The sequence below is a fragment of the Pseudomonas sp. URMO17WK12:I12 genome (assembly GCF_000514395.1).
Classification (GTDB): Bacteria; Pseudomonadota; Gammaproteobacteria; order Pseudomonadales; family Pseudomonadaceae; genus Aquipseudomonas; species Aquipseudomonas mucoides.
The window spans coordinates 163815-179962 of the sequence record NZ_AZVV01000012.1 but is presented as its reverse complement, the minus strand read 5'-3'; the positions used below and the strand labels follow the sequence as shown (position 1 = coordinate 179962).

The window sequence follows — 16148 nt, the reverse complement described above, 5'->3', positions numbered from 1 at the left end:
GAAAAACAACCCAAAATCCCAGGGCTAGATCCACCCACCCCACTGCAACAAAAAGATCCCGACGTTGGTGGTCACCGCCGCCATCAACGTGGTGATGACGATGATCGCCGCCGCCAGTTCATGATTCCCCTCAGCCTGACGGGCCATCACAAAACTGGCCGCCGCCGTCGGGCTGCCAAAATACAAAAACAGAATCCCCAACTCCGCCCCACGAAAACCCCACAGCCACGCCCCAAGGGTCGTCAGCACCGGCAGGCCGATCATCTTCACCAGGCTGGAACTGAGCGCCATATCGCCGCTCTTGCGCAGCGCCGCCAGCGACAGCGTGCCGCCAATGCAAATCAACGCCAGCGGCAATGTGGTCTGCGCCAGGTACTGCCCGGACGTCTCCAGCCACCCCGGCAAACCGATCTTGAAATAGGCAAACGGCGCCGCCGCGAATACGCTGATGATCAGCGGATTGCCCATCACGCTTTTGCAGATGCTCCACGGATCGGACTTGATCACCGGGCTGTACACCGCCAGCACAATGGTCGACAGCGTGTTGTAGAACAGGATCACCAGCGCCGCGAGAATCGCCCCGAGGGAAATCCCGTAGGCGCCGTACATGCTCGCCGCCAGCGCCAGGCCGATGACCCCGTTGTTGCCGCGAAACGCGCCTTGGGTATAAATCCCCCGGTCTTCGCGCGGGCACTTCCAGATCGCCCAGACCCAGGCAATGGCGAAACTCACCAGCGTGGCCATCGAGAAGTAGATCAGCAGCGCCGGTTGCAGCGCCGCGTGCAGGTCCGCATGCAGAATGCCCAGAAACAGCAACGCCGGCATGGTGACGTTGAACACCAGGGCCGACGCGGTGTGGATGAAATTGTCGTTGATCCAGCCAATGCGCTTGAGCAGCACACCCAGAAACAGCATGGCAAACACCGGCGCGGTGATGTTCAGTGTTTCGAGGAAGATTGCCAGCATGCCGAGGGGAACCTTGGGTGAGCGTCGTTAGGGGGCTAATAATAAGCCACTCAGCCCTTCGGCGTCTGTTAGACCGCAATCGCGAGCAAGCTCGCTCCCACATTTGTCCTGCGAAAAACACACAATCTGCGCACGACGAAAATCCCGGAGGGAGCGAGCTTGCTCGCGATGAACGATAACGCGGTCTCAGGTGATCGGCGCAGGGTTGAACAGGGTGATGTCGTTATGCAGCTTGTGCTGCTCGGCCCACGTCTGCTTCTTGCCACTGGCCACGTCCAGGTAGTAGTGGAACAACTCCCAGCCGAGGTCTTCGATCGACGCCCGCCCGGTGGCAATCCGCCCCGCATCGATGTCGATCAAATCCGGCCAGCGCTGCGCCAGTTCCGTACGGGTTGACACCTTCACCACCGGCGCCATCGCCAAGCCATACGGCGTACCACGGCCGGTGGTGAACACGTGCAGGTTCATCCCCGCCGCCAACTGCAACGTCCCGCAGACAAAGTCACTGGCCGGGGTTGCGCAGAAGATCAGGCCCTTGCGCTTGAAACGCTCGCCAGGGCCAAGCACCCCGTTGATCGCGCTGCTGCCGGACTTGACGATCGAGCCCAGGGATTTCTCGACGATGTTCGACAACCCGCCCTTCTTGTTGCCCGGCGTGGTGTTGGCGCTACGGTCCGCTTCGCCCTTGGCCAGATACCGGTCGTACCAGTCCATTTCCCGCACCAGTTCCTGAGCGACTTCTTGAGTTTCCGCTCGCGAGGTCAGCAAGTAGATCGCGTCGCGCACTTCAGTCACTTCGGAAAACATCACCGTCGCACCGGCACGCAGCAACAAGTCCGAGGCATAACCCAGCGCCGGGTTAGCGGTGATGCCGGAGAACGCATCACTGCCGCCGCACTGCATGCCCAGAATCAGCTCGGACGCCGGCACGGTTTCCCGGCGGCGCTGATCGAGCTTCTTCAAACGGGTTTCGGCCAGCGCCATGATCTGCTCGATCATCTCGGTGAAACCGTGACTCGAATCCTGCAGGCGGTACAACCACGGCTCGCTCAGATCCACCGAGCTGTCGTTCTCGTGCATCACCTGCCCGGCCTGCAATTTCTCGCAACCCAGGCTGATCACCAACGCTTCGCCACCCAGGTTCGGGTTACGCGCCAGGTTGCGTACAGTACGAATCGGGATGTACGCATCGGCCGCCGTAATCGCCACACCACAGCCGTAGCTGTGGGTCAGCGCGACCACGTCGTCGACGTTCGGGTACTTGGGCAGCAACTCGTCCTTGATGCGCTTGACCGCATGATCCAGCACACCGGTGACGCACTGAACGGTCGTGGTAATCCCCAGGATATTGCGTGTGCCGACAGTGCCGTCGGCGTTGCGATAGCCCTCGAACGTATAGCCGTCGAGCGGGGCTTGCGCCGCCGGCACTTCGGTGGACAGCGGCAAGCTGTCCAGCGGCGGCGCGGTGGGCATGCGCAGTTGATCTTCCTTGACCCAGCTGCCGCGCGGAATCGGCTGCAACGCGTAGCCAATAGTCTGGCCGTAACGAATCACCTGCCCGCCTTCGGGAATGTCTTCCAGCGTGACTTTGTGGCTTTGTGGCACGAAGTCCACGGTCACCAGGCCATCGGGAAACTCGGTGCCGGCCGGCACGCCCTGGTCATTGACCACGATCACTACGTTGTCCCGCTCGTGCAGGCGGATGTAGCGCGGCGAGTCGGAATGTTCAATCAACTGCATGACGCCGCTCCTCAGGAATGCGCTTGTGACAATTTGTTGTTTTTTTCAGGACCGCTGACTGGCGGCTCCTTGAGTACCACGCGTTTGATCGGACCAACGATCACCAGGTAGCTGAACACCGCCACCAGTGCGTTGCAACCGACAAACACCAGCGCCCATTTGAACGAGCCGGTGGAGCTGATGATGTAGCCGATCACGATTGGCGTGGTGATCGACGCGATGTTGCCGAACATGTTGAACAGGCCGCCACTCAAACCGGCGATCTGCTTTGGCGAGGTATCGGACACCACGGCCCAGCCCAACGCGCCCACTCCTTTGCCGAAGAAGGCCAGGGCCATGAAGCCCACGACCATCCATTCGATGTCGACGTAGTTGCAAGCCACGATGCTGCTGGACACCAGCAGGCCCGCGATGATCGGCGCCTTGCGGGCGAAGGTCAGGGAGTGGCCCTTGCGCAGCAGGTAGTCGGAAATCACACCGCCCAACACACCACCGATAAAACCGCAGATCGCCGGCAACGAGGCAATGAAACCGGCCTTGAGGATGGTCATGCCGCGTTCTTGCACCAGATACACCGGGAACCAGGTCAGGAAGAAGTAGGTGATGGCGTTGATGCAATACTGGCTCAGGTAGACGCCGAGCATCATGCGATTGGTCAGCAGCTGACGCACGTAGTCCCATTTCGGGCCTTCAGCCGGTTTGCCGGCGGCTTGCCCTTTGCCTTTGTCCTGGTCCATGTCGACCATGCCGCCGTTCTCGGCGATGTGCTTGAACTCGGCCTCGTTGATCATCGGGTGCTGACGCGGACTGTGGATAACTTTCAGCCAGATCAGCGAGAACACGATGCCGATGCTGCCCATCACCACAAACACATGCTGCCAGCCGAACGTGTAGACGATCCAGCCCATCAGCGGTGCAAACAGAACGGTGGCGAAGTATTGCGCCGAGTTGAAGATCGCAGACGCAGTACCGCGTTCAGCGGTCGGGAACCAGGCCGCAACGATGCGTGCGTTACCAGGGAAGGATGGCGCTTCGGCCAGGCCGACGAGGAAGCGCAGCATGAACAGCGCAACGATCGCCGTGGACATGCCGAACTCACCGACGTAGCCCTGGAGCACGGTGAACAGCGACCAGGTGAAGATGCTCAGTGCGTAGACTTTTTTCGAGCCGAAACGGTCCAGCAGCCAGCCACCGGGAATTTGCCCGGCCACGTAGGCCCAACCGAATGCAGAGAAGATATAACCGAGAGTGACCGCGTCGATGCCGAGGTCTTTTTGCAGGCTCGAGCCCGCAATGGCGATGGTAGCCCGGTCGGCGTAGTTGATCGTGGTCACCAGGAAAAGCATGAGCAGGATCAAATAGCGGACATGGGTCGGCTTGGTCGCTTGCATGTAGATGTACTCCCACTGATTATTTTTATGCGCGGGTGGAACTATTTACAGGGGTTGCGGCATCGATGCCGATACCGCGGCGTTTCCTGTCAGGAGCCGATGTAAGAGGTCTTCACCACGGTGTAGAACTCTTGCGCATAGCGACCTTGCTCGCGGGATCCATAGGATGAACCTTTACGCCCGCCGAATGGAACGTGGTAATCCACGCCTGCGGTCGGCAGGTTGACCATCACCATCCCGGCCTGGGAATGGCGCTTGAAGTGGTTGGCGTACTTCAACGAGGTGGTCGCGATACCCGCCGACAGACCGAACTCGGTGTCGTTGGCCATGGCCAGTGCCGCTTCGTAATCCGCGACGCGAACCACGTTGGCCACCGGACCGAAGATCTCTTCGCGGCTGATGCGCATCGCGGCTTCGCTGTCGGCAAACAGCGTTGGCGCCAGGTAGTAGCCTTCGGTGTCGCAGGTCACCAGACCACCGCCACTGACCAGACGCGCACCTTCGGACTGGCCGATGTCGATGTACTTCATGTCTTGCTCAAGCTGAGTCTGGGAAACCACGGGACCAATGTCAGTACCGGTTTTCAGCGCATGGCCGACCTTGATCGACTTCATGCGTTCGGCCACGGCTTCGACGAATTTGTCGTGGATGCCGGCCGTCACGATGAAACGGCTGGAAGCGGTGCAACGCTGACCGGTGGAGTAGAACGCGCTCTGCACCGACAGCTCGACCGCTTGCTTGAGGTCAGCGTCGTCGAGAATGATCTGCGGGTTCTTGCCGCCCATTTCCAGCTGAACCTTGGCTTGACGCGATACACAGCTGACCGCGATCTGACGACCGACACCGACGGAACCGGTGAAGCTGATGCCGTCGACTTTCGGGCTCTGCACCAGCGCATCGCCGACCACCCGACCGCTGCCCATCACCAGGTTGAACACGCCAGCCGGGAAGCCTGCGCGGGAGATGATTTCGGCCAGGGCCCAGGCGCAACCGGGTACCAGATCCGCTGGTTTCAGCACGACGCAGTTACCGTACGCCAGGGCCGGGGCGATTTTCCACGCGGGGATGGCGATCGGGAAGTTCCACGGGGTGATCAGGCCAACCACGCCCAATGCTTCGCGAGTCACTTCAACGTTCACACCCGGGCGTACCGACGGCAAATAGTCGCCGGACAGACGCAGGGTTTCACCAGCGAAGAACTTGAAGATGTTACCGGCGCGAGTCACTTCGCCGATGGCTTCAGGCAGGGTCTTGCCTTCTTCACGGGCCAGCAAGGTACCGAGTTCTTCGCGACGGGCGAGGATTTCAGTACCGACTTTATCCAGCGAGTCGTGACGTGCCTGAATGCCCGACGTCGACCAGGCCGGGAACGCGGCGCGAGCGGCGTCGATGGCGGCGTGGACTTGAGCCAGATCGGCTTTGGCGTAGTGACCGATGGTGTCGGTCAGTTCGGACGGGTTGATGTTGGCGCAGTAATCACTGCCCGCCACCCATGCACCGTTGATGTAGTTATCAAAACGCTTTGCATCTGCCACAACAATTCTCCTCACGCAAAAGGCCGCTGATCACTCAGCGGCCCTGTTAAATCGGATGTGTTACTGCGCACCTTGCTTGTCGATCAGCGCGGCGAGCATTTCGTACTCTTCGGCCGTCAGATCGGTCAGCGGTGCACGCACAGGACCTGCGTCGTAACCGGCAATTTTTGCCCCGGCCTTGACGATGCTCACCGCGTAGCCGGCTTTGCGGTTACGGATGTCCAGGTAGGGCAGGAAGAAGTCGTCGATGATCTTGCCAACGGTGGCGTGATCTTCGCGAGCGATGGCGTGGTAAAAATCCATCGCGGTTTTCGGGATGAAGTTGAACACCGCCGAGGAGTAAACCGGCACGCCCAGGGCTTTGTAAGCAGCGGCGTAGACTTCAGCGGTCGGCAAACCGCCCAGGTAGCTGAAGCGATCGCCGAGGCGACGACGGATCGACACCATCAGTTCGATATCGCCCAGGCCATCTTTGTAGCCGATCAGGTTCGGGCAGCGCTCGGCCAGACGTTCCAGCAAAGGAGCGGTCAGGCGGCAGACGTTACGGTTGTAAACCACCACGCCGATTTTCACCGATTTGCACACGGCTTCAACGTGGGCGGCAACGCCGTCCTGGCTGGCTTCGGTCAGGTAGTGCGGCAGCAGCAACAGGCCTTTGGCGCCCAGGCGCTCGGCTTCCTGTGCGTACTCGATGGCTTGACGGGTCGAACCGCCCACGCCGGCCAGGATCGGCACACTGGTTTCGCAGGTGTCGACGGCAGTCTTGATGATTTCCGAATATTCGCTGGCTGCCAGAGAGAAGAACTCACCGGTGCCGCCCGCGGCGAACAACGCCGTGGCGCCGTATGGGGCCAGCCATTCGAGACGCTTGATGTAGCCCGCGCGATGGAAATCGCCCTGAGCATTGAAATCGGTGACCGGGAAAGACAACAGGCCGGAAGAGAGGATGGACTTCAGTTCTTGTGGATTCATTATTCGAACACCCTGAGTAGCAACGTATGTGTGTGAGGAAACCGTTCAGCTTTCGCCGAGTTGTAGGTCATCGTACAACTTAAATAATAACCGTCAACTGCATTTCATCGCCGTCTGCATTTTTATGTAGGAGAGGTTCTTTCCTTGACGTAGGAAATTTCTCGGCTAAAATCGAATTAACTGTATATACATACAGTTAATTTGAAGTCTGCCTACGACATATCAAGGAGCTAGAAATGTCAGGTCTACACACTCAATCCCAGGAAAAACCCAAGCAGGTCATTACCGTTCTGGATGATCTTTTCAATGAGCACGGCATTGCCATCAGCGGCCATGAATTGCTGGTGCTGCACTTGGGCACACCTCACAACCACGCCTCTCAACCGTCCGCCTCCCCTTCCGGCAAAGCCTTGAATGGCAAGCCGCAACTGAGGTTCGAGGGGGGTGAACACACGGCTATCGGGGATGGCACCCTGCTGCGTTTCATCAAGGATGCCCCCGCGATCCCGGCCTCACAGGTCGAACTGCATTTGCCCAACGGGCTGGCGCTGACCTATGGCCAGGTTGTTGCGCTGGGCGGTGATTTCTACGGAATTCCCGAGCAACCGATCAGCGAAGGCGCCACCGCTCCGGACCGAGTCCAGCGCTTCTCCAACGCATTCAACTCGCTGGCGGTGCTGCCGGCCGCGAATGCCGAGGCCAAGCTGATCCTCGGGGTCATGCAAAAGGAAATCGCCGCCGTGAAGCAGGCGATCCAGGACGGCAAACAGCCTCACGAGGTCTATGACGCCCTCGGAGATACGTTGTCGGAGGAGTGGAACAAGATCACCGGCGGCGGCAGTTTCGTCTCGGCGCTATTCCCGTTGGGGCGTTATCTGAAACTCGCCGCCAACAATACTGACCACTTTGCCGAAGGGGCACTGGCAGCCTATATCGCCGGCCACACTGCGGCCGTGCAGCAAGCCGTGCTGGCGAAAAACAGTGGTGATGAAAAACAGCTCGAAATCGCCTACGCGATGAATGCGTTTGCCGATCATTACCTGACTGACCTGTTTTCCGCGGGCCACCTGCGTGTACCGCGCAAGCAACTGGCGGCGGTGGTCACACCCAGCGACCTGGGCTCGTTGATCACCCGTTTCATGCACGACGAAGACAGCAAGTTCGGCCTCAATGTGCGTAATGGCAACGCCGATCAATGGCGCGCGTATGGCGACAAACGCTATTTCGACGCGATCGACAGCGCCAATCGCGTGCAGGTCAATCAAGCGGTTCAGCTGTCTGCGGATGAGATCTTCACGGCGTACCTCAGCGGTGTCGCTCCATCGCCCAGCAACTTCAGCGCCTTGAAAAAGCTGCCGGACTTGCAAGCCGCGCTGAACCCGGTCGGCAATTTCTCGCCGCTGTTCAGGGTCGAGGGCAGCAAGGTGCTGCGGCGCAAGGACGTCAACAACCTGAACGACACCGCCACCATCGACGACTGGTGGGGCTGGAGCACTTATTTGCTGCTCAAGGACTACACACCCACCGGCAACGTTGCCTGATAAGGAGATCCATGATGACGATAAAAGTGAAACTGGAACTGGCTTCGGGCCAATCTATGAACGGGGCGCCGTTGGAGTTGTTGTCCAAGGGCGTGGTGATTGCGCGGGCGGTGGTGAATGAACGGGGGGATGTGGTGTTTGATGCCAAGCCTGGGGTGGCTGGATTGGCGGTGAGGGTGGATCGTTCGATCCTGCGTATCAGCTAACTTTTTCATCAGGGCTGAAGGCCCTATCGCGAGCAAGCTCGGCTCCCACAGGTTTTCACAAAACACTGTGGGAGCCGGGCTTGCTCGCGATGGCATTCCAGCAGACAGCAGAAAATTGCGACCGGAAAATTAACCCCGCTGCGCCTCAGCCTCTTCATGCGCATGACGCAACCGCTCGCGGCTATTCGTCAGGTGCAAACGCATTGCGGCCCGCGCCGCATCGGAATCCTGACGGGCGATGGCGTCGTAAATCTCTTCGTGTTCACGGCTCAGGCGATTCATGTAGTGCTGCTGGTCGTCATGGGCCAGGCGCGCGGAGTTCAGGCGGGTGCGCGGAATGATGCTGGTGCCGAGGTGGGTCATGATGTCGGTGAAGTAGCGGTTACCGGTCGCCAGCGCGATTTGCAGGTGGAACTGGAAGTCCGAGGCGACCGCATCGCTGGCATGCGAAGCGCTTTCGTTGAGGGCGTCCAGCGCAGCTCTCATCAAACCTAGTTGCTCGTCGCTGCGGCGTTGCGCGGCGAGGCCGGCGGACTCCACTTCGAGGCTGATGCGCAACTCCAGAATCGCCAACACGTCACGCAGAGTGACCACCGTTGCCGGATCGATGCGAAAGCCGCTCGGGCTCGGGGTATCGAGCACGAAGGTGCCGATGCCATGGCGGGTTTCAACCTGCCCGGCCGCCTGCAAACGGGAAATCGCCTCGCGCACCACCGTGCGGCTGACGCCATGAGCATCCATGATCGCCGACTCGGTGGGCAATTTGTCGCCGCGCTTGAGGTGACCGTCGCGGATCTGCTCGGACAGCACCGTCACCAATTCCTGTGCGAGGCTGCGGCGCTTGCGAGGGAGGCGTGGTGCGTCGATCGGGTTTTCCATGGTGAACATCTGTCTCGAAAATTCGGCTGAAACCGCATCATAGCTCAACGCGGTTGTACGATCACCGTCAGCATCCACTATCCCTGTGGGAGCGAGCAAGCTCGCTCCCACAGGGATAGTGGTGTTTATGCGGTCACGGTCTGGTCCACCAAATGGCCGTTCTCGATTCGAACATGCCGTGGGTGGAAACGCTTCAGGCTGCTGCGGTGCCCGACGCTGATGATGCTCAACCCCGGCAACTCGTCGATCAACGCTTGATACAGCGACCCTTCATCCTCTTCATCCATCGCCGAAGTGGCTTCGTCCATGTACAGCCATTGCGGTGCATACAGCAGCGCTCGGGCAAACGCCAAACGTTGCTGTTCACCCGGCGAGAGCATGCGCTGCCAGTGGTTCGCCTCATCCAGACGTGCAACAAGATGCGGCAAACGGCAGGTTTCCAGCACATGGACGTAGCGTTCCTGCGGATAGATATCACCCGCCTGTGGATAACTCAGCGCCTCACGCAAGGTGCCAATCGGCAAGTATGGCTTTTGCGGCAGGAACAGGTAGCGCGCCGACGGCAGACGGATACTGCCGTGGCCGGCTGGCCACAGATGCCCCATCGCGCGCAACAAGGTCGACTTGCCGCTGCCGGAACGGCCGCTGAGCATCACGCGATCGCCCTCTTCCACCGTCAGGTCGGCGTTGGTCAGCAGGTGACGACCGTCTGCCAGATCGAGGCCGAGGTTGTGGATCTTCAGTTCATCGCCCTGATTCTGTACGTCGATGGCCGGTTGGCGCTCTTCGTTGTCGGTCATGGCCTGACGGAAACTCAGCAGACGATCACAGGTGGCACGCCATGAGGCGAGGTCCTGATACGCGCTGATAAACCAGCTGAAACTCTCTTGCACGTTGCCGAACGCCGAGCTGATTTGCATCAGTTCACCGAGTTCGATCTTGCCGGCGAAGTAACGCGGCGCAGCGACCATGAACGGGAAAATGATCGCGGCCTGACTGTAACCGGCGGTGAAGAATGTCAGGCGCTTGGACACTTTCATGATGTCCCAGAAGTTGTGCCAGACCATTCCGAAACGGCTGCTCAAGCGACGATTTTCATTCGGCTCGCCGTTGTACAACGCGATACTTTCGGCATTCTCACGAACCCGGACCATGGAGAAACGCAGGTCGGCTTCGAAGCGTTGTTGTTGGTTGTTCAGGCCGATCAAGCGACGACCGATCAAATGCGTCAGCCAGCTACCGACCACGGCGTAGACCAGTACACACCAGAACATGTAGCCGGGAATGGTAAAACCGAACACTTCAATGCTGCCCGAAACGCCCCACAAAATGATCGAGAACGACACCAGGCTGACGACGTTGCGGATCAGCCCGATGCCCAGGCTCAGGGTGTTGGCCGTAAAGTTGTTGAGGTCTTCGGAAATCCGCTGGTCCGGGTTATCGGTGTAACCGCCCTGCTCCAGCTGGTAGTAGTTTTTGTTGCCGAGCCAGCGGGCAAAGTGTTTCTCCGTCAGCCAGGCTCGCCACCGGATCGTCAGCATCTGCGTCAGGTAGAGCCGGTACACCGCCCCGACAATCGCCACGGCGGCAATCGCGCAGAAATACAGAATCAGCTGCCAGAACGCCGCTTCATCCTTCTTCTGCAAGGCGTTGTAAAAATCCTTGTACCAGGTGTTGAACCACACCGAGATCCCCACGCTGATCAACGACAGGGCAATCACCGCGATCAGCAGCGTCCAGGCCTTGCCCTTCTCTTCACTTTGCCAATAGGGCGTGATGATCGCCCAGACCTTGCGGAAAAACTGCCCGCGCACGGCATCGTTGACCGCGGAATATTCAGCGTTCTGATTCATGGATAAGGCTCGATAAAGAAAAGTACACACACGAACCGATCATAGTTGATCGGCTCGAGTTATCGCGAGGGGTGGCGATGATCGTTCAGCGCCCGTTCAGCGGCGCACCGGACGTTTCTGCAGTTTGCGCTGCAGGGTACGGCGGTGCATGCCCAGGGCGCGGGCCGTGGCCGAGATGTTGCCTTCGTGCTCGGTCAGCACGCGCTGGATGTGCTCCCACTGCAAACGGTCCACCGACATCGGGTTTTCCGGCACCAGGGTGTCGAGGTCGGCGTGCTCGGACAGCAAGGCTGCCAGCACGTCGTCGGCGTCGGCCGGTTTGCACAGGTAATTGCAGGCACCGCGCTTGATCGCCTCGACGGCGGTGGCGATGCTCGAATAACCGGTGAGGATCACCACGCGCATTTCCGGGTCCAGTTCCAGCAGCTTGGGCAGCAAGACCAGGCCCGAGTCGCCGTCCATTTTCAGGTCCAGCGCGGCGTAATCCGGCAGGTCGGCCTGGGCGATGGTCAGGCCTTCTTCGGCAGAGCCGGCGGTGCTGACGCGAAAACCACGGCGGGCCATGGCGCGGGCCATCACGCGGGTAAAGGTTGCATCGTCGTCGACCAACAGCAAATGCGGCAGTTCTTCGCCTTCAACCTGGATATCGTCACTCATGTTCGTCTCCTCGGGCGACACGGGGCAGGCGCAGCTCGGTGAGCGTGCCGCCTTCCTCATGACTGTAGAGTTTCACTGAGCCGCCGGCGCGTGTCACGCTGGCCTTGCTCAAAAACAGGCCCAGGCCGAAACCTTTGCCCTTGGTGGTAAAAAACGGTTTGCCGATCTGTTCGGCGATGGCCAGCGGCACACCGGCACCGTGATCGCGGATGCTGATGGTCAGGTCTTCGGCGTTCCAGTCCAGCGTCACCTGCAGCCCTTCAGGGCACGCATCAGCAGCGTTGTTCAGCAAATTCAGCAGCGCCTGGGTCAGGTCCGGTGGCGGTGCCATGCGCGGCACAGTGCCTTGGCCCAGGCGCTGGAAGCGGTAACTGGCTTCCGGGCGCATCAGGTGCCAGCGGTTCAGCGCTTCGTCGAGCCAGTCGGTGACGTCCTGCATTTCCACCGCCAAACGGCGATTGGCCTCGGCGGCGCGCACCAGTTGCTGCAAGGTCTCTTTGCACAGCTTGACCTGATCCTGCAGCACACTCAAATCGTCCTGCAACAACGGGTCGTGGTGGTCCTGGCGCATTTCCTTGAGCAACACGCTCATGGTCGCCAGCGGCGTGCCCAATTCATGCGCCGCGCCGGCGGCTTGCGTCGCTACCGCCAGCAATTGCTGGTCACGCAGACCTTCTTCACGCCGAATCGCCCGCAGCTCTTCCTGACGGCGCAGCTCTTCGGCCATGCGTGCGGCAAAAAACGTAATCACCGCAGCAGCCAGTGCAAAACTCAGCCACATCCCATAGACCTGCAGGTTCTCCCGGGCAATCGGGAAGGTTTGCAGCGGATAGAACCGCGCGAGCAGCAAGGTGTACATCGTCAACGCGATACCCGACAGAATCACCGAATAGCGCCATGGCAACGTCACCGCGGCGATGGTCAGCGGCACCAGGTAATACGAGACGAACGGGTTGGTCGAGCCACCGGAGAAATACAGCAGGGCACTGTGGATAAACAGGTCGCAGGCCAGTTGCAGCGCATATTCCAGCTCGGTGACCGGCCACGTCGTGCGCAGCCGAACCGCGGTAAATGCGCACAACAGCGTCGAGCAACCGAGGGTCATGGCCAGTTGCACCCACGGCAGCGGCAGCAGGTCGAGCCAATAGGCCAACCCGACGGAACCGGCCTGAGCGGCGAGCACTAACGTGCGGATGAACGTCAACCGCCAGAGGTTCTGGCGAGTGGCAGAAGTGATTTGAACGGGGGCGAGCATGAGCTCTCCTGATGAGCGCTCCAGGCGGATCGCACGGAGTATAACCAAGCACGGGGGCTGACAGGCAAAAGTGCGGCAAACGGCCACATGGCAGAAAGATCTGCGGCGGCTATAAGGCCCGATCTGATAGACGAAAGAAAACCGGCGATCCACGCGTGATGGCCGGTTTGTCGGATCAGTCAGCTTCGATTCATTCAGGATTTATTGGCTGCGTTTTTTGGACAAGTTGTGCTGATGATTTGGTTCACGCGTTATGCGGGACACCTGATTGCTCAATGATTGTATGCATCGGCTGAAAAGATGTTTTTAATGTAGATCCACGCCTCATCTTCCGTTCCGAAACGGAGCCCTTTTTGTGTGCCATCTATCAGAACATCCACCCACTGTTCTCCTGCTGGTCCGCTGACAATGATGGCTTGATAACCGCGTGCTGCGGCATCTGATTTTTCTTGAGGGGTCATGGTTATTTCCTTATTGAGAGAGCATGCCATTGATGCCAATCACCTGGCCGAAAGGGCCAATCGACGGGCTTACACGATGCTCGACCAACCTCATCAGTATTTCTACTGTCAGAACTAACAGGTGTCCCCGCTCGCCCCCAATTTCAGCGCTATACAGCGAGCTCGTGAATCTGTTTGGCCGATGAACGGCTTACCATGCAGTATCTGTATAGAAGTTGTAACTGTGCGAACCGGATCAATAAAGCTAGAGTCTGATGGTTTCACGCAGGCTCGGACCTGACACCTGCGCATCGCCCAAGGAGCTTTCATGCACACATTGCGCCGCTGCACCGCCCTCCTCGCCCTGAGTGCCGGCACCCTCGCCAGCCTCCCGGCCCTCGCCGCCGACGAGCTGCATTACAACCAGATTTCCCTGCGCGCCGAAGTCAGCCAGGAAGTGGCCCGCGACCTGATGATCGTGACCCTTTATACCGAAGACCAAAACACCGACCCGGCCAAACTCGCCGCCGACGTCAGCACCACCATGAACAAAGCACTGGCCCAGGCCAAACAGGTCAAAGACATCACCCTGCGCCAGGGCAGCCGCAACAGCTACCCGATCTACGACACCAAGGGCCAGAAAATCACCGGCTGGCGTGAACGCGCCGAACTGCGCCTGGAAAGCTCGGACTTCGCCGCCCTGTCGAAACTGACCGGCGAACTGCTCACCGACCTGAAAATGGGCGGCATGGACTTCGCCATCGCCACACCAACACGCAAGGCCAGCGAAGACGCACTGCTTAAAGAAGCCGTGACCGCCTTCAAGGCTCGCGCACAACTGGCGACCGATGCACTGGGTGGCAAGAGCTACAAGATCGTTAACCTGAACCTGAACAGCAACGGTTATCCACAACCGTACATGCGCGCCCCAATGATGATGAAAGCCGCCTCGATGGACGCCGCACCGGTGACACCGGATGTTGAGGCGGGCACCAGTCAGGTCAGCATGACGGCGGATGGCGCGATTGAAGTGTTGATGCCTTGATTTGATAAGACGTACATAAAAACGGCGATCACTGGAGTGAACGCCGTTTTTTTTGCCTGCCAGAAGTCGGGGTGAACCCTTCAATTCTTTGGCGAATGATAGGCCGCCATCGCGAGCAAGCTCGCTCCCACAGTGGATCTACGGTGAGCACAGTATTTGTGTACGACATAAATCCTGTGGGAGCGAGCTTGCTCGCGATGAACGATAACGTGGTCTCTGAACTACTATGCTGGATCGACGTTATCCAGTGCCCGATTCACCGCCAGCTCTGCCAGCATGATGATCTGCTGAATCGCCAACACCGTATTACGCTGCGGGCCGATCAGGTTCGCGGCGAAATCACTGGTCATGACACTGGCGGAGGCCAGTGATTCGCAGGCTTGGGCCAGCAGGCTTTCGGTGTCCATGTTCGGGGCGATCATGTACATCGTGCTGGGACGGCGGGGTTTTTCGGTGTATTGGGATGGGGAATCGAGGTAGTAGTCGAGGGCGCGTTTTATGGCTTCGTGGTCTTTGAGTAATGTTTCGGCGCGTAAGTCTTCAGCTTCGGTTTCGGGGGTGGTGGGTGGATCGGGGATTAGCTTGTCCATGGAATGCTCCTACTTATAAATGGGAGCCATCCAATGTCGTTTCCACACGACAATTAGGTGGCGGCTGCACGCAGGGTGGAAATACCGGTTAGTAGGACCCGGCCAGACCGAAGTCTGCCCACGCACAGCCGCCATGACGCAGTTTGCAGACGAAAGAAGACGTCGGCAACGATTACGATGGTCCAGCTATGCGGCTACTAAAAGATCCAGGTTTCCACACCCGGTCGCTGAAATCGCAGCGACCGCCAGAGATTAGGGGCACTGCTTCCTACCCGGCAACCTGAAAAATGCGTGGGAAAGCTCTGTGTTTTTTACACATCGTTCAACACAAAAATGGAACGCGGAGCGTCCCTGGCGGCATTCCCACGCGGGAGCGTGAGAACGATCAGTTGGGGGGCAGCAGAAAGAGATTGGTCGGCTGTCAGGCCGCCATCGCAGGCAAGCCAGCTCCCACAATTGGATTGGGTTTACCTGATGGGGATCGGTTGGCTGTGAGGCCGTATTCGCGAGCAGGCTCGCTCCCACATTTTGAATTGGGTGTATCTGGTAGAGATTGGTCGGCTGTCAGGCCGCCTTCGCGAGCAGGCTCACTCCTACACGGAGTCCGCGTACCGCCCTTGCTTCTCACCACTCAACGGGCCGAGCGTTAGCTCGCCTACAGCTTTTGATCTTGACGCACCGCCCCCTCGAGAGGCCGAGTGGAGGTTCTGCGCAGTGGGCAACCCGGCATGGATGCCGGGTTAGCCGCCCCCGGCCATGGATGGCCGATGGCGGCGGGCCCACGGAGCAGGACCGGAGCGAGGGCATGCCGAGCCTGGGCGAGGCACCGAACGAAAGGGGCAAATGCGCTTTGGTTACTTTGGCGCACTTCCAAAGTGACTCGCTGTAAGAGCGAAACCATTAGCGGCCGTTACCGCAGGAATGGATATGTACCCCGCCATCGAAAAAAGGCGCCACCAATAAAAAGCCAAGGTTGCACCCAGTACCACCCATAAACGTGCAGCCCACGACCGTGCGCCAACTGTCGCCAATAATGTACTGATTAGACCAACAACCAAGATGTCCACTGACAAACACC

General features: G+C 59.3%; 14 protein-coding genes. 3 read left to right on the top strand and 11 right to left on the bottom strand.

Going from position 1 to position 16148, the window contains the following annotated elements; translation table 11 throughout:
* Positions 1-24: 24 nt before the first annotated feature.
* The 5 genes from D882_RS0118030 to kdgD all read right to left on the bottom strand — a co-directional run bounded on the left by D882_RS0118030 (position 25) and on the right by kdgD (position 6604).
* Entirely contained in the window at positions 25-966 is a 942-nt protein-coding gene (locus D882_RS0118030) for an AEC family transporter (protein WP_027924512.1), read from the bottom strand.
* A gap of 186 nt (positions 967-1152) precedes the next feature.
* On the bottom strand, positions 1153-2706 hold the full coding sequence (gene garD / locus D882_RS0118025; RefSeq protein ID WP_027924511.1) for a galactarate dehydratase: 1554 nt from the start codon (positions 2704-2706) through the stop codon (positions 1153-1155).
* A gap of 11 nt (positions 2707-2717) precedes the next feature.
* Complete coding sequence (locus D882_RS0118020; RefSeq protein ID WP_027924510.1) at positions 2718-4097, bottom strand: MFS transporter; 1380 nt, start codon at positions 4095-4097, stop codon at positions 2718-2720.
* Between the two features lie 89 nt (positions 4098-4186).
* Positions 4187-5632 (bottom strand): aldehyde dehydrogenase family protein, encoded by a 1446-nt coding sequence (locus D882_RS0118015; protein WP_027924509.1) that lies wholly within the window; start codon positions 5630-5632, stop codon positions 4187-4189.
* A gap of 60 nt (positions 5633-5692) precedes the next feature.
* A complete protein-coding gene (kdgD, locus tag D882_RS0118010) occupies positions 5693-6604 on the bottom strand; it encodes a 5-dehydro-4-deoxyglucarate dehydratase (protein WP_027924508.1) in 912 nt (303 codons plus the stop codon).
* A gap of 236 nt (positions 6605-6840) precedes the next feature.
* Between kdgD and D882_RS0118005 the strand changes: the two genes are divergently transcribed.
* Positions 6841-8145, top strand: coding sequence for a hypothetical protein (locus D882_RS0118005; protein WP_027924507.1), 1305 nt, complete (start codon positions 6841-6843; stop codon positions 8143-8145).
* Positions 8146-8159: 14 nt separating this feature from the next.
* Positions 8160-8351 (top strand): hypothetical protein, encoded by a 192-nt coding sequence (locus D882_RS0118000; RefSeq protein WP_027924506.1) that lies wholly within the window; start codon positions 8160-8162, stop codon positions 8349-8351.
* 129 nt (positions 8352-8480) lie between these two features.
* Here the strand turns inward: D882_RS0118000 and D882_RS0117995 are convergent, their stop codons facing one another.
* The 5 genes from D882_RS0117995 to D882_RS0117975 form a co-directional block, all read right to left on the bottom strand.
* Entirely contained in the window at positions 8481-9230 is a 750-nt protein-coding gene (locus D882_RS0117995; RefSeq protein ID WP_027924505.1) for a FadR/GntR family transcriptional regulator, read from the bottom strand.
* A gap of 125 nt (positions 9231-9355) precedes the next feature.
* Positions 9356-11083, bottom strand: coding sequence for an ABC transporter ATP-binding protein/permease (locus tag D882_RS0117990; protein WP_027924504.1), 1728 nt, complete (start codon positions 11081-11083; stop codon positions 9356-9358).
* 96 nt (positions 11084-11179) lie between these two features.
* Entirely contained in the window at positions 11180-11740 is a 561-nt protein-coding gene (locus D882_RS0117985; protein WP_027924503.1) for a response regulator transcription factor, read from the bottom strand.
* Complete coding sequence (locus D882_RS0117980; RefSeq protein WP_027924502.1) at positions 11733-12995, bottom strand: ATP-binding protein; 1263 nt, start codon at positions 12993-12995, stop codon at positions 11733-11735. The genes D882_RS0117985 and D882_RS0117980 overlap by 8 nt, the downstream gene beginning before the upstream one ends.
* A gap of 272 nt (positions 12996-13267) precedes the next feature.
* A complete protein-coding gene (locus D882_RS0117975; protein WP_027924501.1) occupies positions 13268-13456 on the bottom strand; it encodes a hypothetical protein in 189 nt (62 codons plus the stop codon).
* Positions 13457-13763: 307 nt separating this feature from the next.
* On the opposite strand from D882_RS0117975, the gene D882_RS0117965 reads away from it, so the two are divergent.
* Positions 13764-14480: an SIMPL domain-containing protein gene (locus tag D882_RS0117965; RefSeq protein WP_027924500.1), complete on the top strand. Its 717-nt coding sequence runs from the start codon at positions 13764-13766 to the stop codon at positions 14478-14480.
* A 224-nt stretch (positions 14481-14704) separates the two neighbouring features.
* Here the strand turns inward: D882_RS0117965 and D882_RS0117960 are convergent, their stop codons facing one another.
* Positions 14705-15070, bottom strand: a complete 366-nt coding sequence (locus tag D882_RS0117960) for a DUF6124 family protein (protein WP_027924499.1) — start codon at positions 15068-15070, stop codon at positions 14705-14707.
* Between the last annotated feature and the right edge of the window lie 1078 nt (positions 15071-16148).

What these genes read in the sequence shown, in the direction of transcription:
- D882_RS0118030 (WP_027924512.1), bottom strand. Translation starts at nt 966, where the DNA reads ATGCTGGCAATCTTCCTCGAAACACTGAACATCACCGCGCCGGTGTTT.
- garD (WP_027924511.1), bottom strand. Translation starts at nt 2,706, where the DNA reads ATGCAGTTGATTGAACATTCCGACTCGCCGCGCTACATCCGCCTGCAC.
- D882_RS0118020 (WP_027924510.1), bottom strand. Translation starts at nt 4,097, where the DNA reads ATGCAAGCGACCAAGCCGACCCATGTCCGCTATTTGATCCTGCTCATG.
- kdgD (WP_027924508.1), bottom strand. Translation starts at nt 6,604, where the DNA reads ATGAATCCACAAGAACTGAAGTCCATCCTCTCTTCCGGCCTGTTGTCT.
- D882_RS0118005 (WP_027924507.1), top strand. Translation starts at nt 6,841, where the DNA reads ATGTCAGGTCTACACACTCAATCCCAGGAAAAACCCAAGCAGGTCATT.
- D882_RS0118000 (WP_027924506.1), top strand. Translation starts at nt 8,160, where the DNA reads ATGACGATAAAAGTGAAACTGGAACTGGCTTCGGGCCAATCTATGAAC.
- D882_RS0117995 (WP_027924505.1), bottom strand. Translation starts at nt 9,230, where the DNA reads ATGGAAAACCCGATCGACGCACCACGCCTCCCTCGCAAGCGCCGCAGC.
- D882_RS0117990 (WP_027924504.1), bottom strand. Translation starts at nt 11,083, where the DNA reads ATGAATCAGAACGCTGAATATTCCGCGGTCAACGATGCCGTGCGCGGG.
- D882_RS0117985 (WP_027924503.1), bottom strand. Translation starts at nt 11,740, where the DNA reads ATGAGTGACGATATCCAGGTTGAAGGCGAAGAACTGCCGCATTTGCTG.
- D882_RS0117980 (WP_027924502.1), bottom strand. Translation starts at nt 12,995, where the DNA reads ATGCTCGCCCCCGTTCAAATCACTTCTGCCACTCGCCAGAACCTCTGG.
- D882_RS0117975 (WP_027924501.1), bottom strand. Translation starts at nt 13,456, where the DNA reads ATGACCCCTCAAGAAAAATCAGATGCCGCAGCACGCGGTTATCAAGCC.
- D882_RS0117965 (WP_027924500.1), top strand. Translation starts at nt 13,764, where the DNA reads ATGCACACATTGCGCCGCTGCACCGCCCTCCTCGCCCTGAGTGCCGGC.
- D882_RS0117960 (WP_027924499.1), bottom strand. Translation starts at nt 15,070, where the DNA reads ATGGACAAGCTAATCCCCGATCCACCCACCACCCCCGAAACCGAAGCT.